We start from the raw sequence: 24425 nt of genomic DNA, 5'->3' as shown, positions 1-24425 counted from the left end.
GCTGAGGAGGAGAGACGTGAGGATAAAAACGTTTTACGCCATAAGCGATAAAGGACTCGACAAGAAGGTGAATGCTTTTTTGGACGATGCAGGCATTGAAGTAACGGATATCCAGTTTGGGATGAACTTCTTTTATTTCAGTGCGATGATTGTATATCAGAATAATAGGGAACAAATGGGGGATAAATAATGCAGCCATTAGTAAAAGCTATTGAAGGAGAGCAGCTGTATCTGCGTCCATACACGAAAGAAGAAATACCGGCGCTGTATGAAGCGTTTAACAATAATCAAATTGCCCGCCAGTTTACCGGCACAAGCCGTATCTACTCCCTGGAGGATGTGGAGCGCTATATTGAAGGCACCGACGCCCATGCAGATGTTCGTCTTGGCATTTTCATGCAGGGAAATGACCAATTAATCGGGGACACTTCGTTTATTGATATCGACACGCCGGCGAGCCGGCAGGCGAGGTTTCAAATGGTCGTGTTTGACGACTATATTGGTCAGCGCTTCGGCACTGAAGCGACAAAGCTGATGCTTGAATACGGGTTCGGAAAATTGAATTTCCACCGGATTGAACTCGAGGTGTTTTCGTTTAACACCCGGGCGATTCACGTATATGAAAAGCTTGGATTTGTGCATGAAGGAATGAAGCGCGAGTGCCGTTACTACGACCATCAGTACTATCACGCCGTAATGATGAGCATACTCGAACAGGAATACCGGGAAAAGCATCGCTGAACCGCCTGGCTGCAGGCGGTTTTTCACTTTGCGGAACTAGTTTTTATGTATCGGCGGGAAAATAACCATTTAATGAAGGTGACAATGTGAAGGAAATATACAGCAGCGTGGTGCAGTTTCGCGGCACCCATTACGAATTTGGCAAACACCAGGGAAAACTTCTCGCCGGATCGTTGTCCGTCGAGAACCGGGACAAGCAATGGAAAATACGAAAACCAAGGTTTCAGGTGGATATAGGGGAAACGAAGGAAGCGCTTATGAAAGTGGCCCCGGGTATCTGGGAGGAGCTTGAAGGGCTGCAGGACGGTTTGAAATGGAATATGGAAAAAATCATTATGCATTTTTCCGGCTATCGCCTTGAAATACCTAAATCGGGCTGCTCTATTATGACCGGAGACAATTATCTGGTGCGTAATTACGACTATCATCCAAAAACCTACGAGGGCAGGTACACATTGTTTCAGCCGTCAGATCAGGGCTATGCGATGATTGGCCCCTCACAGCGGGTAACAGGCCGGATGGACGGCATGAACGAAAAACAGCTTGCGATGGGCTACAATTTTATGCACCGGAAAAAGCCGGGGGATGGGTTCATCTGCTCCATGATTGGCCGCTTAATCCTGGAGGTGTGTGCATCGGTGGAGGAGGCGGTTGATATGCTGAAAGAAATTCCGCACCGTCATTCGTTCAGCTATGTGGTCCAGGACATGAAGGGCTGTTCTAAAGTAGTAGAGGCATCGCCGCGCGGGGTTATCGCAAGGGACGATCAGACATGTACAAATCATTTTGAAAAAATGCCGGAGGAAAACCGTCATTACTTAGTGGATTCGAAAGCCCGGCAGGCGGTTATGGAGAAGAAAAAACAGGTACTTCCTTCTGCAGAAGAGGCGTACCGGCTGCTGAATAATACTGGCGGCGGGGTGTTTTCAGATAATTATCACAGCTGGGCGGGCACTATTCATACTTCCGGCTACATGCTGCAGGAACAAAAAGCATGGTTCGCCCTTGGAGGAGACCGCAAGCCGTATGAAATTGACTTCTCCCGCTGGCTGAGCGGGGAGGACAACCCCGAGCAGTATTTGTATGGTCAGGTAGACACTAATATGAAGTTCCTTCACATGGATCAGAACGTAAAATAAACCGGCACGCGGCCGGTTTATTTTTTATATGCGGGCGTCCCAGTTCTGCTGTTCCTCCTGCTTCATCTGATCCTCCGCATCCTGCGGATGAGCCGTACGGAAGGCGTGATGATCTGCTTCGATCACTTCAACCATCTTGTTAATCATGTCGTCAGGGTCAAACTGGCTGTCGAGCATTTGCTCCATGCTGCTGATTGATTTTTCCGGAGTGAAGTTTTTTTCTGGGTCGTACCATTTCCACTTTTCTTCAAACATCCGGTCATTAAAGCCCGTTTCGTATGGGCCGGGGTTAATGGTGGCCACTTGGACATTGAATTCTTCAAGCTCTGCTTTCATCGCTTTGGCGATAGCTTCGATAGCGTGTTTCGTGGAGGCATAAGCGGCAAGGTAAGGCATCGCGACGACGCCGGCGATCGAACTGAGAAAAATTATTTTGCCCTGTTTTTTGTCTACGAATTTTTTAGCGGCAATCTGCGCATTTTCAAGCGTGCTGAACACGTTGGTTTCATAGATTTCGCGGACGCGTTCAACCGGTATTTCAGCGATAGGGCCACCTTCACCGATGGCTGCGTTTGCGACGAAAATGTCATAGTCGTAGTCGGCGATCAGCTGCTGGTCCCGTTTATTGGTGATATCAAGCTTAATCACTTCGAGATCCGCCCCCGCAGCTTCTGCTTCTTCCCGTAGACTTGTAATCTGTGCCATTATCTCGACTGCAGCGATCACGCGGTGGCCTTTTTTCGCCAGGCCAATTGCTGTGCCTTTCCCAAGGCCGGTGCCGGCACCGGTAATAAATATTGTTTTACTCATGAATCTTCTACCTCCTTATGGAAATCGTGGTTGTAATAGGCCGTTCCCGTTTGAATGAAGGGCGAAACGCTCAGTGCCGCCAGAAGGATCGGTCGTACTAAAGGGATGAAAAAGGAAAATGGACGGTCCCGGCGAAATAAAAATTAAGGACTGTATGTTGATTTTTGGAAATTTGACGGGCAGGACATACTGATTATGGAGAAAAAGGAGATATTCTATGTTTGTATATAAAATTAACGAGCGCCTGGAGCTGCTGCTGCTTCAAAAAGAGCACGCGGGGGAGTTGTTCGCCCTGATTGATAAAAATCGTGAACATCTAAAAGAATGGATGAACTGGGTGGACAACGTTCAGTCGGTCCAGGATACTGCTGCAAACATTGAAAGCACGCTCGAGCAGGCGGCAGCTGGAGGTGGGTTTCGCGCAGGGATACGGTTTAAAGGAGAACTTGTCGGCGTTATTAACTACCACGAAGTGGACTGGGGGAATAAAAAAACAAGCCTCGGCTACTGGCTTGGGAAGAAACACGAGGGCCAAGGCATCATGACTCAGGCAGTAGAAGCTTTTACACATTACGCCTTCGATAAAATGGATTTGCACCGCGTAGAAATCCGCTGCGCTGAAAAAAATAAAAAAAGCAGGGCGGTCCCGGAAAAGCCGGGCTTTCAACTGGAAGGAACACTCAAGGAATCAGAGCTTCTCGCAGGAGGCTATGTAAATCAAGTAGTCTATGGAATGGTGAAAACAGAAGATGCGGACAGCAGATAAATTTTAAGAGAGATCCAGGTGTTTACACATCAGTAAACCGGGGGAAAAGTTGTTAGGCAATCACGGTGGGGTTTAAAGCCGGAAAGAAAGCTTTTACTCTTTGAGGTTTATTTTGTATGAACGCTTTTGAAGAAAAAAGCATTTTCAATATACAGGCTAATTGGGTAAAGAGATAGTAGACAAAACTGGAGGGATACGAATGATTACGGCAGAACAGGAAAAAGCATTAAAAAATCGGCTTTTGGAAATGAAAGAAGAAAATGAAGAAAAAATTGAAGCGGAAGAAACAGGAAATGCTAATAACAATACAGAAACGATCGGTGAGCTTTCCGAGTACAGCAACCACCCGGGTGATCAGGGCACGGAGCTGCATGAAATGGAAAAAGACGCAGCGCTCAATAATCAGGCCCGGGAGCAGCTTGAAAACATTGATCATGCGCTTGAGGCAATGGAAAACGGAAATTACGGCAAGTGTGAAGTTTGCGGCAGAGAAATTCCGTATGAACGTCTGGAAATTGTGCCGGAAACTACGCGCTGTGTAGACCATGCAGGCAGCGAGGCTCCAGCCCAGGATCACCCCGTGGAAGAAGATGTAGTCAATCCCGGGCCGGAGCGTGAAAAAAGGGAAGAAAATGTAGCTTTTGATAAAGAAGATACGTGGGAAGCAGTAAGCGAGCACAGTACTTCCGAGACGCCTTCCGATGATCCGGAAATGAGCGGATATACGAGTGAACAGGAAGAAGAGGAAGAGCAGGAAGGACGGGTGGAAAAAGTAGAAGATGCCTCCGTCGCTGATATGGAAGGAGAAGACACCGGAAATACAGCCGATCAGAAGGAACAGTGGCAGGGAAGCAGGAATTCCGCTCGGCAGTCCAAGGATGAGAGTAGTAATTCGAAAAATAAAAAATAAACAAATGGCAGCCCGCTTAATGAAGGGCTGCCATTTTTCATGCAATAAACATTCATCTGCCAAAATACTAATTTACCAGTTTATTTCCTTTCATACTCATTAACTTACTTCGTAGATAACTATGGTAAGGGAATTCAATTAACCCTACCACAATTCCCGCAATAACAGCTCCTGTCCATGCTGCTGCACTGTTCCCGGCGAAGATAAGCACGGTCAGCAGTACTAATACAAAGACGAGACCGAAATCTGCGGCTACGGCCGTAGGATTTTTCACCCGGGGGATCATCACGAGGTCGCCCCCGTAGGAAAGCATAGTGAGCACTACAGCTAACACAATAATAGTCCAGCCGGATAAAAGCGAAAGAATAGGACCGAGCAGCAGACCGAGCGAAACCGCCATTGCAACAAATTTAATGAAAAGTGGAAGTAGATGCGGCAAAATGGTTTACCTCCTAATGTGAAATTAGCCAGAGACGATGTGTTTATAAAAACAAAAAGCCGGAAAAGAATAGGCATCTTTTCCGGCTCACAGGTCAGCTTTATTTCCAACCGTTATCACCGATAATATATTTATTTGAGTCTCCAGCTTGATAACATGAATCTACTATGTATGATAACCGGTAACGGGGAAAACGAAACGTAAGATAACATTTCAAATTGACAGCGTTTTCTTTTCGTGCTAAAGTCTTTTTAAGTTAATATATCGGGCTGAGTCGAATGAAAGCCGCACACTAAAACGTTCTACAGGGAGCGAGGTGTGCGGTTTTTTAGTCGTTTGAAGAAACGAAATGGCTGTAAATACTTATGTCTGTAAATTACAAACGCTTACAAAGGAGCTGGAAAGATGTCAATATACTTAGCGGAAGTCATTGGTACGATGATACTTATTATTTTTGGCGGCGGTGTTGTTGCAAACGTTAACTTAAACAAATCGAAAGCAGAAGGAGGAGGGTGGATTGTTGTTGCGCTCGGCTGGGCGTTTGCCGTAGCAATGGGGGTGTATGCAGTCGGGCAGTTCTCCGGCGCGCATTTAAATCCAGCTGTTACTCTCGGCTTTGCGTCTATCGGGGCGTTCCCATGGGCAGACGTGCCCGGCTATATCGTTTCACAAATTATAGGAGCGGGCATCGGCGGGGCCGTTGTATACTTGCATTTTCTTGGGCACTGGAAGGAAACAGAGAATGCCGATGTGAAGCTGGCGGCATTTTCAACAGATCCGGCGATTCCCAACCGGTTTGCGAACTTTTTAAGTGAGTTTATTGCGACAGCCGTATTTTTACTCGTATTAAACAGTATAGGGGCAAACGAATTTACGGAAGGCCTGAACCCGCTTATTGTCGGTTTCCTTGTTGGTGCTATAGGGCTGTCGCTTGGCGGTACGACCGGCTACGCGATCAACCCCGCCAGGGATTTGGGTCCGCGTATTGCGCACGCCCTGCTTCCTATTGCAGGGAAACGGGATTCCAACTGGCCATATGCCTGGATTCCGGTAGTGGGTCCAGCGCTGGGAGGCGTTTTTGGCTCTCTCGTTTACCGGGCCGGCTTTTTAGGAGAAGGCTACGGGGTGCTTACGCTATTCAGTGTTTTTGTCTTCATCATTCTTGGCGTTCTTTATGTGATGAATAAACGTGATACAGAGGTCAGTAATCCCGACGTGAAAAACTAATAGCTGAAAACTGCAGGCCCCGGCTTCGGGGTATTGCAGTTTTTTACTATTTGTATGATGCAGGATACAGTTGCTCGATGTATAAATATCATGATGATAAGTAAAAATTTGTAAAAATATGTAGCTGTTTAGACGTAACCTGTTATTTGTTCCGGCGACTAATATCAGTAAGAATTAAAATATACATATTTTCTTACTGAAAAATAAATATGATGCTTTGTATTTATGGAGGATAAAATGAAAAAATCAAAAGGAACTGTCCGGCTGCATGCACCGGCAGGAATTTACGAAGGCCGTTTATACAAACATGTTCAGGAGTATCTCGGAATAAAATATGCGGAAGCGGAGCGTTTTAAAAAGCCGCAGCGTTTAGGGGAATCTACAGAAGTGTACAGTGCCTTGGATTATGGCCCTGCCTGCCCGCAGAGTGTAGAAGGTCTCAAAAAAGGTACGGAATCGGAAGACTGCCTGCATGTAAACATCTGGAGGCCGGACGAAGAACCAGTGCACCGCCGGCCGGTGATGGTGTTTATTCACGGCGGCGGTTTTAACAGCGGTTCGAACCGGGAGGCGCTATATGATGGGACATCGTTAGCTGCCCGGGGAGAAGTAGTGATGGTGAGTATTAATTACCGGCTGGGGATGTTTGGTTTTTTGGATGCAGAAAACATTTGCGGAGCGGAATGCGCCTATATGAAAAATCTTGGTCTGCTGGACCAAATGGAAGCACTCCGCTGGGTACAGTCAAATATTGAAAGCTTCGGCGGAGACCCGGGCAATGTCACAATTTTTGGAGAGTCAGCCGGCAGCATCAGTGTAACAGCCCTGCTCGCTGCTCCGGCTGCCCGCGGGCTTTTTCAGAAGGTCATTGCTCAAAGCGGAGTAATTACCGGCCTGGCACGTTCGGTGGAGGATGCAGTGAATATTTCTGACCAGCTTATTTATAAGCTCGGCCTGCATTCCATGAATGACATCTGCACCACTCCGGCAGAAAACCTTGTAAAAACGACGGTGTCGTTCGTGGATAAAAACTTTACCTCAAACGGCCCATATAACGGCTCGAGAATGTTTGCCCCCACACCAGATGGAGAAATTATCCTGTTTGACGTAGAGCAGGCGATTCAGGAAAACGCGGGAAAGGTAAAGCTCCTTCACGGCTCCAATGCGAACGAAATGCATTTTTTCAAGCTGCTGATTCCAGAGCTGCGCAAGAAAAAATCGGTGGATACGTATGTATTATTTTATCTTCGAAAATACGAGCATATGTCAGAAGAAACAACGATGGCAGTTTACCAGGACTATAAGAAAAGATACCCGAATTGGAGCCGCTCGCAGATTTTTATGCAGATGTTTACAGACCGGGCGTTTCGTTTATATCATACAGAACTCAGCGAGCTGTATTCCCGGGCAGGGGGAAAAGTATATCAATACCGTTTCAACGTGGAAGCGCGCTGGCTGAAAGCCTGCCACGGCCTGGAGCTCGGGTATTTGTTTAATACAGTTAAAACAGCTTTTTCCCTCCGGAACCGGACACTTTTAGGCATAAATGAAAGCCCGGCGCTCACCCGGCGGATGCAGGACGCCTGGATTCGGTTTGCGAGGGAGGGAGATCCCGGGCATGGAGATATTCCGGAATGGAAACAGTACACAAAGGAGCGGCCGGAGACAATGATTATCGGGAAAAAATGGGTGCCCAAACGTCATGACCATGCAGAGGATGATTTTGCCTGGAGAGCCCGGCTTGCCGAAACCTATACACGTCCATCTGCGTATAGAAGCTACTAGTGCGCGTATGCTATACTAATATGAAACGTAATGCGGACACTTTCAGAGCGTCCGCATTTTACATAGTAAAAAGAGTTTGACCGCAGAGGAGAGCGTCGAGATGAAGGCACCAGCGATAAAAACACATTACCGGGCACCGGTGCAGCAGTTGAAGAAAAGACAGTCCCCGTGGAAAGAAAAACAGTACAGCTGCCGTACAAGGGAATGGCTCGGAGACGACCATGGCATAACCATCCGCATTGAAATTGGAGATGACCGGCTGCCAAAGCGTATTGAAGAAGAGTACTCTTTTATCGAATGGGCAGCGGGACGGGAATGGGAAAACCGGATCAGAGTACCGCTTCGTTTTTTCGCGGCAGATGTGAGAAACGGACGGAGCTTTTCGACGTTTGAAGGCTATGTGCCTTATGTACTGCTTGAAAAGCTGGCGACTGATATTCCTTTTAAAGCGATTGGCTGGGCGGTGCTTTCAAATAGGAAGGAAGGAATTCGTTTTCGCCTGAAAACCGGAAGAAGCGGGACAACCTGGCTGCAGAAGGGGACAATTAGTGTAAACGAAAAGGGCTGTTTGTTCAGGCCTGTACTCAATAAATTTAATAACCTGGAGCTGAAAGTCACCAGGCCCTCCGGAAAAAAAGTGAAGCTCTTTCCTGCATATCTGATGGACATAGAAGCAGTCGACCACGGTTGGTTATTGCTCGGCACAGCTTCAAAAAAGCTGCTTGAAGCAAACGGATGGCCGTCAAAGCTTCAATTGATTCTGAAAAAGCGTGGAGAGTCAAAGAAATATTACTACCCCGTTGAATGGCAGGACGATAAATGGTGGTCATCGACTGTAGAACTGGATGCTTCAAGTCATTTTACAGGTGTATGGGATTTTTATATCGCAGACGCCAGCGCGAAGCCATTATGGCGGCATCGTCTTCATATGCCGGCCAGGGATATGGCAAAAGCATCCAAGTGGTACGCCCCTCATTATGAAAAAGGGGCGGTCAGCTTCCGAGTGTACCGTACCCAGAATTATTCGGCTTCAGTTATGATTCAGACAGAAAACGTCAAACTGTATACGGTGCGCGCCAGTTATGAACAGAATATCATCCATTTCCGGGGTACGCTTTACTGGAACCGCTACAGCCCGGACGCATGGGAGCTCGTATGGAAAAACAGAGACACTAATGAAGAAGCTTCTGTGCCAGTGCGTGTATACAAGCTGCATTCCAAGCAGGCGCAATACGTTTTTCATGGAAAAATGACGAATTTATTTAAAAATGAAACCGGGAGAGGAAAACATCCCTACCGGCTTGGGCGGTCGGACCTCTACCTTCGTGTTACCAGGGATGGGGAGAAGATTGACTACCGGCTGCGTTCCAACAGCAGGAATCTGGTGAAAAATACAAAGCTTGAATGGTACCACCAGGACAAAATCTACCGCCACCAATTTTACCGGACGACAAGTAAACGTGTCGCATTCTCCATAGATGAAATCGACATTGCCAAGGACATTACATCGATGAAGGTGAAGAATGGGAAATTTATTATTGAAGGGCAGGCCCGTTTTACAACTTTGACACGTAACCTGCGGCCGAGACAGCGGGTAACGGTAGTGGTGAAAAACAGGGAAACAAATGAAGAGCATCACTTAACTATCAGAAACCAGCACCTGAAAGATAGCTGGGTACAATTTGAAGCGGAAGCGGCATTCAAAGATTTCCGCTCGCTTCACGGTGATAAGGCTGTGCTGGACATCTATATCCGCCTGCATGCAGGGGAGTTTGTACACGAACGAAAGCTTGGAAAAAAAGATTTTATTTATTATAAAGATGAAATCCTGCATTCGTGGGTGCTTGAAGAAGGAGATCGGGCGGTTTCCTGGTATGTCACCTATACGCCGCGGGGAAATGTGAAAATAGAAACGACCACTTATCCTCGTAAGCATTTCCTGAAGCTCCGGGAAGAAAATGCCAGAATGCAAAGGGCCGGGAAAAAGCCAGCAGTGTGGGTTATCGGGGAGCGGCCGGATACTGCACAGGATACGGGGTATCATTTTTTCAAATACTGCCGTACTGCCTATCCCGAAATGGCGGTATACTACGCGATTGAGGAAGATTCCATGGACCGGGAAGCTGTGGAGAGGCTTGGGAACGTGCTGATTATCGGAAGCGATGAGCACGTGGACGTTTGTCTTAAGGCAACTGCCTTTTTCGGATCACATGATATTGAATATTTTCTGCCGTTTAAAGGGTCGCTAATGGAATCCTACCGAAGCGGCCTGCGTGTCTTCCTGCAGCACGGCGTGCTTGGACGAAAACGCGTGGAATACAACCGGGAATACTATAAGTACCCGTTTCACCTGTTTTGTGTCAGCTCGAAAAGTGAAAAGAAAATGGTAATGAAAAAGATGCATTACGACGATGAAACAGTGCAGGTGACGGGCCTTTCAAGATTTGATAATCTCCTTGAGGGACCGCCGGCGGAGCGGAAAATTATTTTTATTCCGACCTGGCGGGAATGGCTGCATTCCAAAGAGACCTTTCTGGAGTCGGAATATTACCGCCGGTACAAAAGCTTTCTGGAAAACCCGAAGCTGCACCGGTTTTTGGAGAAAAATGACGTATTGCTGCAGTTCTACCCGCATTACCGGATGCAGCAGTACACGGACGCCTTTGATAAAATCAACAGTAATAAAATCGAAGTAGTCAAACTGGGTAAAAAAACAGTCCAGCAGTTGTTAAAGGAAAGCACGCTGATGATCACCGACTACTCGAGTGTCTCCTTTGATTTCACGTATATGCAGAAGCCGGTCATCTACTATCATTTCGATACGAAACGATTTTTCCAGAGTGGAAGCCTGCGGCCACTTGAAGAGACTTTTCTTGGAGATGTTGTGCATTCGGAGGAAGAGCTTCTAAAAAGTCTGAGGCGTCATTTGAAGCATGGATGGACCGAAAAGAAAACAGTAAGCGAAAACAGAGAAATGATTTTCACTCATTCAGATAAGCAGAATGCAGCACGCATTTTCCAGGCTGCAGAAGAGCTTGAACAAGAAAACAGATGAAGGGGCAGAACCATTCTGCTCCATTTTTTGTGAGTAATAGCAGTTCATAAACTATATTAAAATATCTTTAAATGTGTGAAAAAATGTGAAGGTTATCACTGCTGTCACATAGTTTTATAGAAAGTTCCTTTCACTTCCCATGATTAGACGACATATTTGGCCGGATATATGTGTTACAATTAACGCGTCAAGTTGATAAATGTAAATTTTTAATGAAGAATTTGTTGAGAAAATTATTTGCGTAGAAGAATAAAATACAGAATAAAATTAACGGAATATAGGGGGGCACTACTATGAAAAAAGTATTGACTTACGGCACGTTCGATTTGCTGCATTGGGGGCACATTAATCTTCTCCGCAGAGCTAAAGAGCTTGGAGATTACTTGGTGGTAGCAATATCGACTGACGAATTCAATGACTTGAAATCCAAAAAAGCCTACTATACGTATGAACAGCGTAAGCTGATTTTGGAAGCGGTTCGCTATGTAGATGAGGTCATCCCGGAAGAAAATTGGGAGCAGAAAATCGACGACGTACTCGACCACGACATTACTACCTTTGTAATGGGTGACGACTGGCACGGGAAATTCGATTTTCTCCGCCCATACTGTGAAGTAGTATATCTGCCGCGTACAGCTGACATCTCGACAACAAAAATCAAAAAAGAATTACTGCTCGTAAACTATTAATCTTCACTCAAAGAGGCTTCGCCTGCCTAAGCGGAGAACCTGAGCAGCCGGGGAGGGAGAGATGTTCTCTCCCTTTTTTTGTTGCCATCAAAATTAACAATGATTTACAAAAACTTTAGCCTGTTTTGTAAGTTTGTCGTTTTTGTTAAGCTCTTTTTTGATAGAATGGAACAAGATGCGCTGCAAAGCATCCAAAATATGAACTTTTAAAAAATTGAGGGACGATAATGGCAAAAAAGAAATGGACGAAAAAATACAAAAAGAAATTTAAACGCTCATGGAAAAATGCGAAAAAACGGGTAACGAAACGATGGAAAAAGATTAAAAGGCTGCGTAACGGTAAAAACTTTTATAAAGCGGTTCTTTCCGTACTTGGAAAGCTTCCTAAAAATGAAAACATTATCGTTTTTGAGAGCTTTTTCGGTAAGCAGTACAGCTGTAATCCGCGTGCGATTTATGAACAAATGCAGCAGGATTATCCAAAGCTCCGGTTTTACTGGAGCATTGATCACCGGTACAAAGAGCTTTTTGATGAACGGGGCCTGAAGACAATCAAACGCTTTTCTTTCCGCTGGTTTATTGTTTTGATGCGTGCCAGGTACTGGGTGTTCAACAGCCGGCTGCCAAAATGGATTCCGAAGCCGGACAAAACGGTTTATATTCAAACGTGGCACGGCACACCGCTCAAAAAACTCGCCAAGGATATGAATGAAGTGACAATGCCGGGTACGACGACGGAAAAATACAAAAGGAACTTCCTGTTTGAGGCCGGGCGCTGGGACTATCTTGTAGCCCCGAACCCTTATTCCGCCCAAATTTTCCGGAGGGCGTTTGAATTCAGGCATAATCTGCTTGAAACCGGATATCCAAGAAATGACTATCTTCATCATTATTCACATTCAGACGTAGAGCAGGTCAAGGAAAACCTGGGCATTCCGGAAGACAAAAAGGTCATTCTGTATGCTCCGACCTGGCGGGACAATGAATACCATTTTATTGGGAAATACAAATTTACCCTTTCGATGGATCTTGAGGAAATGCGCCGTCGCCTCGGAGACGAATACGTACTGCTTCTGCGTCTGCATTATCTTGTAGCTGATCATCTGGATGTTACCGGGTATGAAGATTTTGCGATTGATGCTTCTGCGTATGAGGACATCCGGGACCTTTACGTGGCCAGCGATGTGCTTATTACAGATTATTCCTCTGTGATGTTTGACTATGGCATTTTAAAGCGCCCGATGATATTTTATACGTATGACATTGACAGCTACCGGGACAAGCTGCGAGGCTTCTATTTTGATTTTGAACAGGAAGCCCCGGGGCCGCTTGTCATGAACACTGAAGAAATCATCGAAGAAGTAGAAAACAGTGGCACTATCCGTGAACGTTACCACAAAGAAGTTGCCGATTTTGAAGACCAGTTCAATCAGTGGGAAGATGGCTATGCGGCTAAGCGTGTGGTGGAAAAAGTGTTCAACGCAAATTAATTAGTTGGGCAGAGGATAAAAGAGGGAAACAATATGAATGCAGTACGAACCGTGGCGAAAGAATTATGGACGAGCATTCCGCTGATCAATCGGCTGGCGGTATATGAAACAAAAATTAAAAACAAAAGCAATTACCTTGGATCCTTCTGGGAAATTATCAGTCCGCTTCTGTTTATCGCCATCTATTGGTTTGCATTTGGCTATGGGATCCGCCAGCGGAGCGACGTAGATGGTATTCCTTTTCTTACCTGGATGCTTGCGGGCATTATTTTGTGGTTTTTTATCCAGCCGGGAGTAACCAATGGGTCAAAAGCTATTTTTTCAAAGATAAAAATGATTTCCAAAATGAATTTCCCAACAAGCATCATTCCAGCCTATGTGGTGATCTCGCGACTTTTTCCGCATTTGGCGCTGCTTGGGATTACGATTGTTTACATGCAGTTTGCCGGACATCCGATCAGCGTGTACTATATTCAAATTCCGTATTTTCTTCTGGCGGCTATTCTGCTTGTGATCAGCGTGGTAATGATCACCTCGACGCTTACGGTGATTGTCCGGGATTTTCAAGTATTTATACAATCTTCTATCCGGGTGTTTTTATATTTAACCCCAATACTGTGGCCGATGGATAACCGGTTGCCTGACTGGCTGATTCCTGTGATGAAGATTAATCCGATGTACTACCTGGTGGAGGGCTACCGGGCAAGCTTCTTTTACGGGGAATGGTACTTCATCACAAACGTCAGCTACACCCTTTATTTCTGGGCATTGGTTTTTGTGCTTTTTAGTATCGGAGCTGTGCTGCATGTGCGTTTCCGCCGGCACTTTGTGGATTTTCTGTAAACCGGCAGGACGAAGAGTTTTATTAATCACACAATTGAGGATAGAGACGGGGGAGAACAAATGAAAAAATCCGTCGTAGTCAAAAATGTCTCAAAAAAATATAAGCTGTATGATACGCATGCCGAACGGCTGAAGGACCTGCTGCTGCCAAAAAGCTACGGGGAAGAGTTTTACGCACTGCGTAATGTTTCGTTTAAAGCAGACAAAGGGGATATTATCGGACTTGTAGGAGTCAACGGCTCCGGAAAGTCGACGCTTTCCAATATTATCGCCGGGACCATTCCGCCGACGAAGGGTTCGGTAAAGACGAATGGGGAGGCGGCGATGATATCTGTTTCCACCGGGCTGAACGGAAAGCTCTCCGGACGGGAAAATATCGAGCTTAAATGCCTGATGCTCGGTTTTTCCAAGCGGAAGATACGGGAGATGGAGCCGGATATTATCGAGTTTTCCGAGCTTGAGCAGTTCATTGATCAGCCGGTAAAGTCGTATTCAAGCGGTATGAAGTCAAGGCTTGGCTTCGCTATTTCGATTACAGTCAATCCGGATATTTTTATTGTAGACGAAGCTTTATCAGTAGGGGACAAAGCCTTTGCGCAAAAATGCCTGGATAAAATGCACGAATTTAAGCAGCGTGGCAAAACGATGTTTTTTGTCAGTCATTCATTGACGCAGATGAAAGAATTCTGCAATAAAATACTGTGGCTTGAATTTGGCGAAGTAAAAGCTGAAGGAGAAGCCTCCGAAATATTAAAACAATATGAAGCTTTCCTTAAAGAATATAATGCTTTTACCCCGAAAGAGAAAAAAGCATTCCGGAACCGGGGCTTTGAAAAGCAGAGCGCTGTCCGGGCAGTAACACAGTAAGCAGCATCCCGGGCGGTGCTGCTTTTTGCTTTTGGCCCAGGGCCTGGAGTGATATGATGAACACATCTCATTAAAGGGAATGGAGCTAATACATTGCGGTTGACAGGAGAACAGTTTGACTTGGAATTGCTGCAGGAAAAACATACAGACTCATTGTTTGAAATAGCTTCAGAGCCGTCCAATTGGACATACATGACGAGAAAGATGCATAATAAACATGATATGAAGCGGATTATTGAAGAAGCTTTGAAGCTGCATCAGCAGGGAGATACGATGCCATTTATTGTGAAACGGAAAAAAGACGGCGCAATTGTGGGGTCGACCAGGCTTTATGATATTTCCCCGCAGCGGAAAACAGCAGAGATTGGATCTACGTATTACAGTGAAAGTGTGCGTTCGACCGGCGTAAATACGGAATGCAAATATTTACTTCTCACATATGCGTTTGAAACCCTGGGGGTTGTTCGTGTACAGTTTAAAACAGATGAACAAAACAAAGCCGCCAGAAAAGCCATTCAAAAACTGGGCGCCTCCGAAGAAGGCATTCTGCGTAATGAGCGCAAGCTACCGGATGGGCGTGTGCGCAATGCAGCTGTCTACAGCATTATAAAAGAGGAATGGCCGGAGGTAAAAGCGAAATTAACGGAAAGAATTGAAATCAAGAAAAAGGGGCACGAATAATATGGCATTGATGGATGATTTAGTAGAAGCATACCTGCAGCAGTTTGATGAATTTATGTTCGTTTTGGATAAAAAGCTAGGACTCGTTTTTGTAGAAACGGTGTCTGAAGACACACCGCTTTCCTGGAGTTCAGAGGAAAGCGCGAATCTTGTGGCTATCCCGACGATTACAAAAGCAGAAAGCACACGGCTGATGCAGGACTTTGCCTCGAAGCAGCCGGATGATAAAGAAGAGTCCCTAAAAAAAGCATTGGAACAAGAGGATCGTTTTTTATCCTTTGAAAAACAAGTGGAAGAATTCGGACTCGAAAATGAATGGGAGCAGTTCGAACGGGATAATGCCAAAAAATACGTACAGGACTGGCTTCAGCTGCTCCAGCTCGATTACAATGAGCTGAACGAAAAACATGCGATTCATGCAGCAGATGAGTAAGCGGGGGCAGATAATATGGCTGTGCACGAAGAACTGCAGGCAATTTTAGAAGAGCAGGAAAGCATGATGCAGATGCATGAGCTGACGCCGGTCGAGGCCCGGGGCCAGTTCAATGACAGTATTGACGTTATCACCTCCCATGTTAACGTCGATGAAGCCGGCGGTCTCCGGGATGTGATGACCACCGGGGAATACGGGGAAATACCGCTTCGGATATATTATCCGGATACTGAGATGGACCGCTACCCAACTATGGTTTACTACCACGGCGGAGGATTTGTGATTGGAAATATCGGGACCCACGACCACATCTGCCGTGCTATTGCCAAAGAGTCGGACTGCGCAGTGGTGAGCGTGGATTACCGGCTGGCTCCGGAGCATCCGTTTCCGGCAGCGCCGGAGGATGCGTACAATGCGCTGCTTTGGCTGGTCGAAAACGCGGAACCGCACCATCTGGATGCAAAAAGAATCGCTCTGGCCGGAGACAGCGCCGGTGGTAATCTGGCGGCAGTAACTGCTATACGTGCGCTGAAGGAAAACGGTCCGAGGGTGGCTACGCTGCTGCTTTTTTACCCAAGCGTCAGTGGGGAACATGATTTTCCTTCGGTTGATATGTTTGCTGGTGGCTACGGCTTGTCGCTCCGGGATCTGGAATGGTTTATGGAGCAGTATGCCGATGGGGAAGATGAGGAGAATCCTTATCTTGCGCCGCTCGCCTTTGACCGCCTTGGGGAACTTCCGCCTACTCATATCGTTACTGCTGAAAATGATGTGCTCCGGGATGAAGGAGAGGCATTCGCTAAAGCTATTGACCAGGAAGGCGGAAGGGTAAGCCTTCGCCGGGCGGAAGGCATGATCCACGGTTTTCTTCATTGGACAAGGGCATTTCCGGAAGTTGACGAAGAGCTTCTCGCCGCGTTAGAGCCTGTAAAAGACGTCCTGGCGGAATAACTGAAAAATAATAAGGAATTCCTCCTGTATAATCTTTATACAGGAGGTTTTTGTATTATATGTAAATTAAATTTACATATAATACAAAAAAATGTTGTTATTTCACAAGTTATTGCCTAATATAATAGTAGGGGATGGGTATATGTACTTAAACGAGGAGGAATTTGTGTGTCGAAAAAATGGTTAGTGAGTCTGTTTAGCGCCGGGATAATTTCATTGGGGATCACTGCGCCCGTGTCTGCAGACGATGAGAACTGTGCGGATTTTAGTGATGGAGAAGAAGTTTTGGCCTTTTGGGAAGAAAATAACTACGGACCAGAAAACGATCCACATAACTTAGACGCAGATAACGATAACCTGCCATGTGAAAATTTGACGGAAGGCATGGAAGGTGAATTTGACGCCGCAGTCTCAAATAATGATGAAACAACAGATGACAGTTCCTCCGCTGACACTTCAGAAGATACGACTTCTACTACGGAAGAAGAAGTGACAGAAGAAGAATCCTCTTCCTCCGACGAAGGCACTACAGAAGAAACGAACGCTGAAGAAGAAGCTGCTTCCACAGAAGCTTCTGATGAAAATATGACTGAAGAATCTGCAGAAGAAGGCGGCGAGATGCCGGAAACAGCTACAAATCAACCGGCCTGGGCTTTAGCAGGAGCTGCAGTAGCTGGTCTGGGAGCTCTTTTACTTGTACGCAGACGGGTGACGTCCCACTAATAAATAATCACATATCCTATTCCCTGACCGCTGTGCTCTTAGATACAGCGGTCATTTTATTACGTGTTTCATTTAAAGGAGTAAAAGGTATGAGGAATGTAGGAGAGGAGGCTCATAATGAAAGCAATTGTGATCGAACAATACGGAAGTGCTGAACAGCTTGTGGAAAAAGAAATGGAAACGGAAACACCCGGGGACAGACAGGTGCTTGTGGATGTGTACGCCACTTCCATCAACCCAATTGACTGGAAACTTCGGGAAGGCTACATGAAAGATGACATCCCTTTCGAATTTCCTATCATTTTAGGATGGGACGTAGCAGGCGTTGTCCGGACAGCAGGAAAAGATGTCACGGCCTTTGGGCCAGGAGACAGGGTGTTTGCGCGGCCGAAATTAACAGGACGCGGTACTTATGCAGAACAGACATTGGTGGATGAAGACCTGTTAGTAGCTATTCCTGAGCCTATGTCCTATGAAGAGGCTGCCGGGATCCCGCTCGCCGGAATGACCGCCCAGCAGTGCCTGCTCGAATTTGGAGAAATCACTGAAGGGAGTAAAGTGCTTATTCAGGGCGGCTCTGGCGGCGTCGGGCATTTTGCGATACAGGTGGCTAAAGATATGGGAGCCTATGTAGCGGCTACAGCAAGCGGCAGAAATCAGGAATTTTTGAAGCAGATGGGTGCCGATGTGGCAATCAATTATGAAGAAGAAAATGTAGTGGATATACTTTCAGACTATGATATGGTATTAGATACAGTGGGAGAAAGTGTCCATGAGGAAAGCTTCCGGGTGCTTCGTACCGGTGGAAAATTTGCTTCGGTTGCTGCCCCGCCTTCTCAGGAAAAAGCAGAAGAAGCCGGTATTACTGCCGGGTTTGTGTGGCTGCAGGAAGAGGGCGAAAAGCTCCGGCGCTTAACGTCACTGTATAATAAAGGTGCATTGCGTGTGGAAATTAACAGCAAGCACAAATTTTCAGAAAAAGGTCTGAGGGCAGCACATAGAGAAAGCGAAGAAGGGCGTGCCCGTGGTAAAATAGTCATTAAGGTCCGCTAGAGATTTAATGGGGCGTTTCTGTTTCCTGAGAGAGACAAAACGGCCTCTACATAACAGGGGGATAGCAGAGAAAAATAGGACTTTAATAAAGAAAAAATTTTCCTGCTATTGAAATATTAGTGCATAATATAGATAAAAGCTTTGGAATCATCGACAGACAGGGGCGATTCGATGTCAAACGGACAACACAATCGTTATACGCGTCTTGCTAGGATTACACGACTGATTAATGCCAATTTAGACATTAAAACACTTCTTGAACACGTCGTAACAGCTATATCAGAAGAAATTATCCAATGCGATGCGGTTGGTATTTATCTCCCGGAAGACAGGGAGCGTTACAGAGGCTATGTCAGTAAGCCGGAAGTGCTGAGCGGCATGACTATAGACCAGCATGTCGTCGATCCACAGGTGGACCATCTGGCCCGCGAAGTGATCGACTCCCGGCAGTCCATCTATATTGCTGATACGTCTAAAGATAACAGACCGGATGCCAGAACAATTGATTTCTTCCAGATCCGGTCGGTGCTTACAGTCCCGATCTCCCACGGGGACGAATTATTCGGACTCGTTTATTTGTTTGATTACGGGGTGCCGATGAATTTAACAGAATCTGAAATTGAAACAGTGGAAGCTTATGTACACATGGCTGCTGTAGCTATTCGTAACAGCCAGGCAATGCATAACATTGAGGAGCTCCTGCATGAAAAGCAGACTCTCATCGAGGTGATGGAACTGCTTGCCCATTCACAGACGTCTGACTCGGCGATTGATGTCTGCTTTAGTCATATCGGCGATGAGCTGAACAATCATAATGTGAGTCTTCATATCATTGATCCTGTTTCCAAAGAAACAGTCATGCCTTCAAAGCTCAGCCGAAGAAGCGACTTTGAGCAGAATGAATGGTTAAACATTCACGAACGAATGCAGATGGATCAGACGAACGACAAGCTTTTTCAGCAGGTCGTTCAAACAAAACAGCCGCTTTTTGTCGAGGATGTTGCAAAAGAAAATAGAATATTTCAGGAAATCTGCGACGTGTTTAATATCAAGAGTATTTTTATGGTACCGATGATTTCTGTCGGCCGTGTTCTTGGTGTGATCGTAGTTGCTCATCTTGGCGAACAGCCGGCCGAGTACACAAAAGCCCAGCAGCGCCGGGTGGAGTCCATCGTTAATGCCACTGCGCCAGTGCTGATTCATTTATACAACCTTGAGAGTCAGGAAAGCATCATTGCACGAAGGACTGAAGAAATACAAAGCAAGAATGAAGAGCTCCAGCGGCTGATTTTAGAGATGCGCAAAATCAATACGGAAAAAGAATTGATTATGAACACGGTGGATGAAGGCATCATCGGTTTTTCGCTGGAAGGAATTGTCATGTTTTCCAATGAAGCAGCTGAGCACATGCTTGAAGCAGACACCCAGCTATTTCACAGCATTCAGTCCTACGAGGAGATTCTGGAGCATATAGAAAACGATGAAGGAGCCCTTTCTGATATTTTTGCCTCTTACCTGTCCTCGGATGCCGTGCAGCCGGTGAGCGGGGAAGCGTATATGAGCCATCCTGAAAAAGGGCTGGTGACGCTTGAATACACTATTTCGAGCCAGATTGAAGAAGGCGTTGTGGTCGGGTACGTATTAACGGTCAGAGACGTGACGGTACGAAAAGAAATGGAGCAGCGGATTGAATACTATGCATATTATGATGGAACGACCGGGCTTCCAAACCGGATGCTCGTGCATGACCGCCTGAGTCAGACGCTTCGGGAAGCCAAAGAGCATGACCAGGAAATTGCTGTATTATTTCTCGACCTGGACCGTTTCAAACAAATCAATGACCGTTTCGGCCATGCCGGGGGAGACGAATTATTAACTGAAGTTGCCTACCGCCTTCAGGAGATGGTAAGCGGTGCAGCGACTGTGGCCCGCCAGGGAGGAGATGAGTTTATTTTAATTCTTCCAAGGCTTGAAAACATGGCGCAGGCTACGACAACTGCAGAACAGATTCTGCGCGTATTCCGCAACCCGTTTTATCTCGAAGGGGAGGAAGTGTATGTAAAACCGAGTATCGGTATCAGCTTCTTCCCATTGGACGGCCATTTAGCAGATGACTTGATTCAGAATGCCAATTCGGCCATGCATAAAGCGAAAGAAATGAACGGCAATACGTACCGGGCGTTTTCGTCTGAGCAGATGGGGCCGGACATGAAAAAAATCCGGCTTGAAAATGATTTGTACCGGGCGCTCGAAAACAAGGAACTTGAACTGTTTTACCAGCCGCAGGTGCGTTTAAGTAAAAACATTGTTATCGGCGTGGAAGCACTTGTACGTTGGAATCATCCGGTTCACGGAAAAATATCTCCTTCAGAGTTCATTCCAATAGCTGAAGACACCGGCTTAATTACAACCATCGGCGAATGGATTTTGGAGGAGGCCTGCTCCCAGGCGAAAAGCTGGCAGGAGCAGGGCCACTGCAGCCTGCGCGTAGCGGTAAATATTTCCGCCCAGCAGTTTCAGCGTGAATGCCTGGTCGATACCGTGAGAGAGGTACTTGACCGGACAGGGCTTGCACCCGAGTTTTTAGAAATAGAAATCACGGAAAACACTCTGCTGTTAAATACTGAAGAAACGGTCACGACCATGAAAAGGCTGAAAAATATCGGAGTCCGTATTTCAATAGACGATTTTGGCACCGGGTACTGTTCACTGCAGTATCTTAGGGAATTTCCGATTGATACGCTTAAAATTGATAAAGTATTCATTGATGACATTAAGACAGAAAACAGCTCCGCCCCTATTACAACTACGATTATTGCTCTTGCTCACAGCCTGGACCTTCACGTGATCGCTGAAGGGGTGGAAACGCTTGAACAGCAGAAGTTTTTGCAGGCGAATAAATGTGATTTAGTTCAGGGTTTCCTGTATAGTAAACCAGTACAGGCGAGTAAAATACCTGGATTTTGTAATAACTAGTAAAATTTAGTGGGGGGAATAAAACAGAATGAAAGCAGCTCAGTGGATAATTGATTATTTGCGGCAGGACGGCCTGGACTATGTTTTTGGTATACCAGCGGGATCGGTGAACGCACTTTTTGATAAGATGTATGAACATGGCGATATTACGCCGGTTATTACCAAGCATGAAGGCGCGGCCGGCTATATGGCTTCCGCCTACGCGAAGCGTTCGGATAAGCTTGGAGTGTGTATAGCAAGCAGCGGACCCGGAGCGACAAACCTTCTTTCCGGAGCAGCTAATGCAATGAGAGAGCAGACTCCCGTGCTTTTTATTACCGGCTCTGTGCCGACATCAACGGTTGGCCTGAATGCTTCCCAGGAGCTTGATGTTGTTCCGATGTTTACTCCGGTGACCAAATACAGCCGCCGGGTGGAAAGTATCCATGAAGTACGCGAAGTGTTCAAGGAGGCAGTATGTAAAGCATTCGCCGGCATACCCGGACCAGTGCACGTAGCGATCCCGATCAATATTCAATTATCTACGCTCGAAGGGAGCACTGAGCTGCTCGAATATCCGGCCAAGCGCCGGCTGTCTCCGGTGGAAAGCAATGTATCGGAAACCACCCGCATACTCTCCAGTAATCGCCAGGGGATCGTTTTCCTTGGACAGGGGGCAAAAGATGCCCTGCCTGAGGTTATGAATCTGGTGGATTATCTGGACTGGCCGGTCGTTACTACGCCTCAGGCGAAAGGGCTTATACCGTCAGATCACCCAAACGCGCGTGGCGTGTACGGATTTGCCGGGCACGAATCAGCTACGGAAGTAATGGAAAACAGCGATCACTCCATTATATTCGTTATAGGCTCAAGTCTCGGAGAAACAGCTACGAATAACTGGAATCCAGCTTTGGCCGCTGATCGTTTTATGATTCAGCTTGACTATGATCCCACGGTATTTGACCGCAAATATAAAGTGGATATTTCCCTGCTTGGGGATGTGCGCACAACGATCGGAGAAATAAACAGGCGGCTTCGTCTTCCAGCAGAAGGCAAATCCGGGCGTCAGCAGACAGGGGGGCCGCCGAAAACTGTAAACGAAAAATTCGAAACCCAGAACGTGCTTCAGCAGCTCCAGTCCCATATGCCGGAGGACACGCTTTTTACGGTGGATATTGGGGAGTTTATGAGCTATGTGATCCATTACATGGAAGTGAAAAAACCGGATACGTATGACATCAACGTCCATTTTGGTGCCATGGGTTCGGGAATTTCCAATGCGCTTGGCGCAAAACTCGCCGAACCACACCGTCCTGTTACAAGTATTACCGGAGATGGATGCTTTTTTATGCATGGGATGGAAGTACTGACCGCCAAAGAGTATCAGCTGCCCATTCTTTTTATTGTGATGAACAATGCAAGGCTCGGGATGGTGTATCACGGGCACCGGCTTCAATACGGAAGAATGCATGACCGGTTTGAACAATCGATGGTGCCTGTGGCAGCTATCGCAGAACAGATGGGGGTAAAGTATGCCACGGTCCGTTCCATGGATGATATCACCCCCGGGCTTTACGAAAGTCTCTGTTCAGACAATTGCCCGGCGGTACTGGAAATCCAGCTTGTTGATGAACAGACACCTCCGATGGGAGACAGGGTGAAATTTTTATCCTCCTTCAGCAAAATTTAAAAAAACACTGATAAACGAAGCGCCCCGTGCCTTATGAAGGCCGGGGCGTTTGCTGTGGTTCGGGCTGTTCGGGAAAATGAAGTTCTTCGAGCTCTTCGAGGACATCGTGAATAGATAAAAGGGCAAAGATAATAATAACGTCTGTAGAAAAATGATGATGATATTTTTTTATGTTCGGCCGCGATGCATGCTGGCGTTTTTTCCAGAAGCACCGGTCAAGACGTTCAATCAGCCTGAACTGCTCATCGGAGATGCGTTCTCCAAAGTGATGAATCGTTTGTGACATCGCCGGAATAATGTCGCCGATCAGCTGGACCTCTTCTTTTGTGAACGTGTAGTCATCTGTTTCGAAATTAAATAAACGATTAATGTGATAGCTTATGCGCTCTAAAAAATGGAGCTGGCGCTGCTCCTGGGTGAACCTTCTTGCCTCTGTATCCTTTTTCTTATGGTATTTCCATTCTTCCTGCTGGTAATAAGAAAGCTGAATGGCCCGCTCCAGGTCACTTTCGAGCTGATGATACTTTTCCATTACCTGTGCAGACGGACGCCGGCCGTTCATTACTTCTTCAAGCCGCAGCTCAAAAATTTCAGCGGTCTCCACAAACATTTTTCGATTCTGTTCTGCGAGCAGAGAAGAGAATTTTGGAGGCAGAATCGTTAAATTAATAACTGTAGAAATCGCAAGGCCGATAAATGTCGTGCCGACACGCTCTACAAAAGTTAAAAAATAATGATCGCTCGCTGTGGGAATCATTGCCACTGCCGTAATTGTTGCGACGAGCATTCCGTCCCGGAGCCGCAGCATATTACAGAAATAAAGTGTTAATACAGAAGCAATCATATACGTTACCGGGGTGGGCCCGAATAAATAAACGGTCATCATCGCAAGAGCTGCCCCAATGACGGTGGCAGGAAGCCGCTGGGCACCTTTACGTATGGAAGCTGCTGCTGTCGGTTCAAGAGTTACTATGGCTGTTATAACGGCAAAAGCCTGCGGGAGATCAAAAATGCCGCATATAAAGGCAGTGAGCAGAACAGCTATACCAGTCTTGATCAGTCTGCCACCGATGAACCGCCGCTTAATTTTTCTCCAGTAGTGCATGGTAAGCCGCCTTCTTTATAAAAATTTCAAGTCTTTATTTAGTGTAGCATGAACGTGCAGCGTTTTCATCAGC

Annotated in this window: 22 protein-coding genes; 19 read left to right on the top strand and 3 right to left on the bottom strand. The window is 46.4% G+C overall.

Annotated elements, in window-relative coordinates:
- Nucleotides 1-16: 16 nt before the first annotated feature.
- The 3 genes from G548_RS19190 to G548_RS0108170 all read left to right on the top strand — a co-directional run bounded on the left by G548_RS19190 (nucleotide 17) and on the right by G548_RS0108170 (nucleotide 1880).
- Nucleotides 17-190 carry a hypothetical protein gene (locus G548_RS19190; RefSeq protein WP_022793673.1) on the top strand — a complete coding sequence of 58 codons (174 nt, stop codon included), beginning with the start codon at nucleotides 17-19 and terminating at the stop codon, nucleotides 188-190.
- Entirely contained in the window at nucleotides 190-741 is a 552-nt protein-coding gene (locus G548_RS0108175; RefSeq protein ID WP_022793672.1) for a GNAT family N-acetyltransferase, read from the top strand. The genes G548_RS19190 and G548_RS0108175 overlap by 1 nt, the downstream gene beginning before the upstream one ends.
- An 86-nt stretch (nucleotides 742-827) precedes the next feature.
- Complete coding sequence (locus G548_RS0108170; RefSeq protein WP_022793671.1) at nucleotides 828-1880, top strand: C45 family autoproteolytic acyltransferase/hydrolase; 1053 nt, start codon at nucleotides 828-830, stop codon at nucleotides 1878-1880.
- A gap of 24 nt (nucleotides 1881-1904) precedes the next feature.
- Here the strand turns inward: G548_RS0108170 and G548_RS0108165 are convergent, their stop codons facing one another.
- Nucleotides 1905-2690, bottom strand: a complete 786-nt coding sequence (locus tag G548_RS0108165) for an SDR family oxidoreductase (protein ID WP_022793670.1) — start codon at nucleotides 2688-2690, stop codon at nucleotides 1905-1907.
- 217 nt (nucleotides 2691-2907) lie between these two features.
- Between G548_RS0108165 and G548_RS0108160 the strand changes: the two genes are divergently transcribed.
- Nucleotides 2908-3456 (top strand): GNAT family N-acetyltransferase, encoded by a 549-nt coding sequence (locus tag G548_RS0108160; RefSeq protein WP_022793669.1) that lies wholly within the window; start codon nucleotides 2908-2910, stop codon nucleotides 3454-3456.
- 199 nt (nucleotides 3457-3655) lie between these two features.
- Nucleotides 3656-4366, top strand: coding sequence for a TraR/DksA C4-type zinc finger protein (locus G548_RS17700; RefSeq protein ID WP_022793668.1), 711 nt, complete (start codon nucleotides 3656-3658; stop codon nucleotides 4364-4366).
- Nucleotides 4367-4433: 67 nt separating this feature from the next.
- Here the strand turns inward: G548_RS17700 and G548_RS0108150 are convergent, their stop codons facing one another.
- On the bottom strand, nucleotides 4434-4805 hold the full coding sequence (locus G548_RS0108150) for a DUF2512 family protein (protein WP_022793667.1): 372 nt from the start codon (nucleotides 4803-4805) through the stop codon (nucleotides 4434-4436).
- 405 nt (nucleotides 4806-5210) lie between these two features.
- Between G548_RS0108150 and G548_RS0108145 the strand changes: the two genes are divergently transcribed.
- From G548_RS0108145 to G548_RS0108080, 14 genes are all read left to right on the top strand, one after another.
- The gene (locus tag G548_RS0108145) at nucleotides 5211-6032 is read left to right on the top strand and encodes an MIP/aquaporin family protein (RefSeq protein ID WP_022793666.1); all 822 of its coding nucleotides are present in this window, start codon (nucleotides 5211-5213) and stop codon (nucleotides 6030-6032) included.
- A gap of 237 nt (nucleotides 6033-6269) precedes the next feature.
- Nucleotides 6270-7817: a carboxylesterase/lipase family protein gene (locus tag G548_RS0108140; RefSeq protein WP_022793665.1), complete on the top strand. Its 1548-nt coding sequence runs from the start codon at nucleotides 6270-6272 to the stop codon at nucleotides 7815-7817.
- 100 nt (nucleotides 7818-7917) lie between these two features.
- Nucleotides 7918-10872 (top strand): CDP-glycerol glycerophosphotransferase family protein, encoded by a 2955-nt coding sequence (locus tag G548_RS18760; protein WP_022793664.1) that lies wholly within the window; start codon nucleotides 7918-7920, stop codon nucleotides 10870-10872.
- Nucleotides 10873-11165: 293 nt separating this feature from the next.
- A complete protein-coding gene (tagD, locus tag G548_RS0108130) occupies nucleotides 11166-11561 on the top strand; it encodes a glycerol-3-phosphate cytidylyltransferase (RefSeq protein WP_022793663.1) in 396 nt (131 codons plus the stop codon).
- A gap of 227 nt (nucleotides 11562-11788) precedes the next feature.
- Nucleotides 11789-13051: a CDP-glycerol glycerophosphotransferase family protein gene (locus tag G548_RS17690; RefSeq protein WP_022793662.1), complete on the top strand. Its 1263-nt coding sequence runs from the start codon at nucleotides 11789-11791 to the stop codon at nucleotides 13049-13051.
- A 33-nt stretch (nucleotides 13052-13084) separates the two neighbouring features.
- Complete coding sequence (locus G548_RS0108120) at nucleotides 13085-13894, top strand: ABC transporter permease (protein WP_022793661.1); 810 nt, start codon at nucleotides 13085-13087, stop codon at nucleotides 13892-13894.
- Nucleotides 13895-13954: 60 nt separating this feature from the next.
- On the top strand, nucleotides 13955-14761 hold the full coding sequence (gene tagH, locus G548_RS0108115; protein WP_022793660.1) for a teichoic acids export ABC transporter ATP-binding subunit TagH: 807 nt from the start codon (nucleotides 13955-13957) through the stop codon (nucleotides 14759-14761).
- 93 nt (nucleotides 14762-14854) lie between these two features.
- Nucleotides 14855-15442: a GNAT family N-acetyltransferase gene (locus tag G548_RS0108110; protein ID WP_022793659.1), complete on the top strand. Its 588-nt coding sequence runs from the start codon at nucleotides 14855-14857 to the stop codon at nucleotides 15440-15442.
- A gap of 1 nt (nucleotide 15443) precedes the next feature.
- Nucleotides 15444-15875: a UPF0158 family protein gene (locus G548_RS0108105; protein ID WP_022793658.1), complete on the top strand. Its 432-nt coding sequence runs from the start codon at nucleotides 15444-15446 to the stop codon at nucleotides 15873-15875.
- Nucleotides 15876-15890: 15 nt separating this feature from the next.
- The gene (locus G548_RS0108100) at nucleotides 15891-16826 is read left to right on the top strand and encodes an alpha/beta hydrolase (RefSeq protein ID WP_022793657.1); all 936 of its coding nucleotides are present in this window, start codon (nucleotides 15891-15893) and stop codon (nucleotides 16824-16826) included.
- A 168-nt stretch (nucleotides 16827-16994) separates the two neighbouring features.
- Nucleotides 16995-17549 carry an LPXTG cell wall anchor domain-containing protein gene (locus tag G548_RS18755; protein WP_022793656.1) on the top strand — a complete coding sequence of 185 codons (555 nt, stop codon included), beginning with the start codon at nucleotides 16995-16997 and terminating at the stop codon, nucleotides 17547-17549.
- 117 nt (nucleotides 17550-17666) lie between these two features.
- Nucleotides 17667-18602, top strand: coding sequence for an NADP-dependent oxidoreductase (locus G548_RS0108090; RefSeq protein WP_022793655.1), 936 nt, complete (start codon nucleotides 17667-17669; stop codon nucleotides 18600-18602).
- Nucleotides 18603-18773: 171 nt separating this feature from the next.
- Nucleotides 18774-21578 (top strand): sensor domain-containing phosphodiesterase, encoded by a 2805-nt coding sequence (locus G548_RS0108085; protein ID WP_022793654.1) that lies wholly within the window; start codon nucleotides 18774-18776, stop codon nucleotides 21576-21578.
- A gap of 28 nt (nucleotides 21579-21606) precedes the next feature.
- Nucleotides 21607-23247, top strand: coding sequence for a thiamine pyrophosphate-binding protein (locus G548_RS0108080; RefSeq protein ID WP_022793653.1), 1641 nt, complete (start codon nucleotides 21607-21609; stop codon nucleotides 23245-23247).
- Between the two features lie 31 nt (nucleotides 23248-23278).
- On the opposite strand, the gene G548_RS0108075 is transcribed toward G548_RS0108080, so the two are convergent.
- The gene (locus G548_RS0108075) at nucleotides 23279-24352 is read right to left on the bottom strand and encodes an FUSC family protein (protein ID WP_022793652.1); all 1074 of its coding nucleotides are present in this window, start codon (nucleotides 24350-24352) and stop codon (nucleotides 23279-23281) included.
- Between the last annotated feature and the right edge of the window lie 73 nt (nucleotides 24353-24425).

The sequence above is a fragment of the Marinococcus halotolerans DSM 16375 genome (assembly GCF_000420725.1).
Lineage (GTDB): Bacteria > Bacillota > Bacilli > Bacillales > Marinococcaceae > Marinococcus > Marinococcus halotolerans.
This window is presented reverse-complemented; position numbering and strand designations above follow the sequence as displayed.

Bases quoted from the DNA above. Each gene is read 5' to 3' on its own strand.
- G548_RS0108075 (WP_022793652.1), bottom strand. From the start codon at position 24,352: ATGCACTACTGGAGAAAAATTAAGCGGCGGTTCATCGGTGGCAGACTG.
- G548_RS0108085 (WP_022793654.1), top strand. From the start codon at position 18,774: ATGTCAAACGGACAACACAATCGTTATACGCGTCTTGCTAGGATTACA.
- G548_RS0108175 (WP_022793672.1), top strand. From the start codon at position 190: ATGCAGCCATTAGTAAAAGCTATTGAAGGAGAGCAGCTGTATCTGCGT.
- G548_RS18760 (WP_022793664.1), top strand. From the start codon at position 7,918: ATGAAGGCACCAGCGATAAAAACACATTACCGGGCACCGGTGCAGCAG.
- G548_RS0108080 (WP_022793653.1), top strand. From the start codon at position 21,607: ATGAAAGCAGCTCAGTGGATAATTGATTATTTGCGGCAGGACGGCCTG.
- G548_RS17700 (WP_022793668.1), top strand. From the start codon at position 3,656: ATGATTACGGCAGAACAGGAAAAAGCATTAAAAAATCGGCTTTTGGAA.
- G548_RS0108140 (WP_022793665.1), top strand. From the start codon at position 6,270: ATGAAAAAATCAAAAGGAACTGTCCGGCTGCATGCACCGGCAGGAATT.
- G548_RS17690 (WP_022793662.1), top strand. From the start codon at position 11,789: ATGGCAAAAAAGAAATGGACGAAAAAATACAAAAAGAAATTTAAACGC.
- G548_RS0108100 (WP_022793657.1), top strand. From the start codon at position 15,891: ATGGCTGTGCACGAAGAACTGCAGGCAATTTTAGAAGAGCAGGAAAGC.
- G548_RS0108145 (WP_022793666.1), top strand. From the start codon at position 5,211: ATGTCAATATACTTAGCGGAAGTCATTGGTACGATGATACTTATTATT.
- G548_RS0108120 (WP_022793661.1), top strand. From the start codon at position 13,085: ATGAATGCAGTACGAACCGTGGCGAAAGAATTATGGACGAGCATTCCG.
- G548_RS0108090 (WP_022793655.1), top strand. From the start codon at position 17,667: ATGAAAGCAATTGTGATCGAACAATACGGAAGTGCTGAACAGCTTGTG.
- tagH (WP_022793660.1), top strand. From the start codon at position 13,955: ATGAAAAAATCCGTCGTAGTCAAAAATGTCTCAAAAAAATATAAGCTG.
- tagD (WP_022793663.1), top strand. From the start codon at position 11,166: ATGAAAAAAGTATTGACTTACGGCACGTTCGATTTGCTGCATTGGGGG.
- G548_RS0108160 (WP_022793669.1), top strand. From the start codon at position 2,908: ATGTTTGTATATAAAATTAACGAGCGCCTGGAGCTGCTGCTGCTTCAA.
- G548_RS0108165 (WP_022793670.1), bottom strand. From the start codon at position 2,690: ATGAGTAAAACAATATTTATTACCGGTGCCGGCACCGGCCTTGGGAAA.
- G548_RS0108105 (WP_022793658.1), top strand. From the start codon at position 15,444: ATGGCATTGATGGATGATTTAGTAGAAGCATACCTGCAGCAGTTTGAT.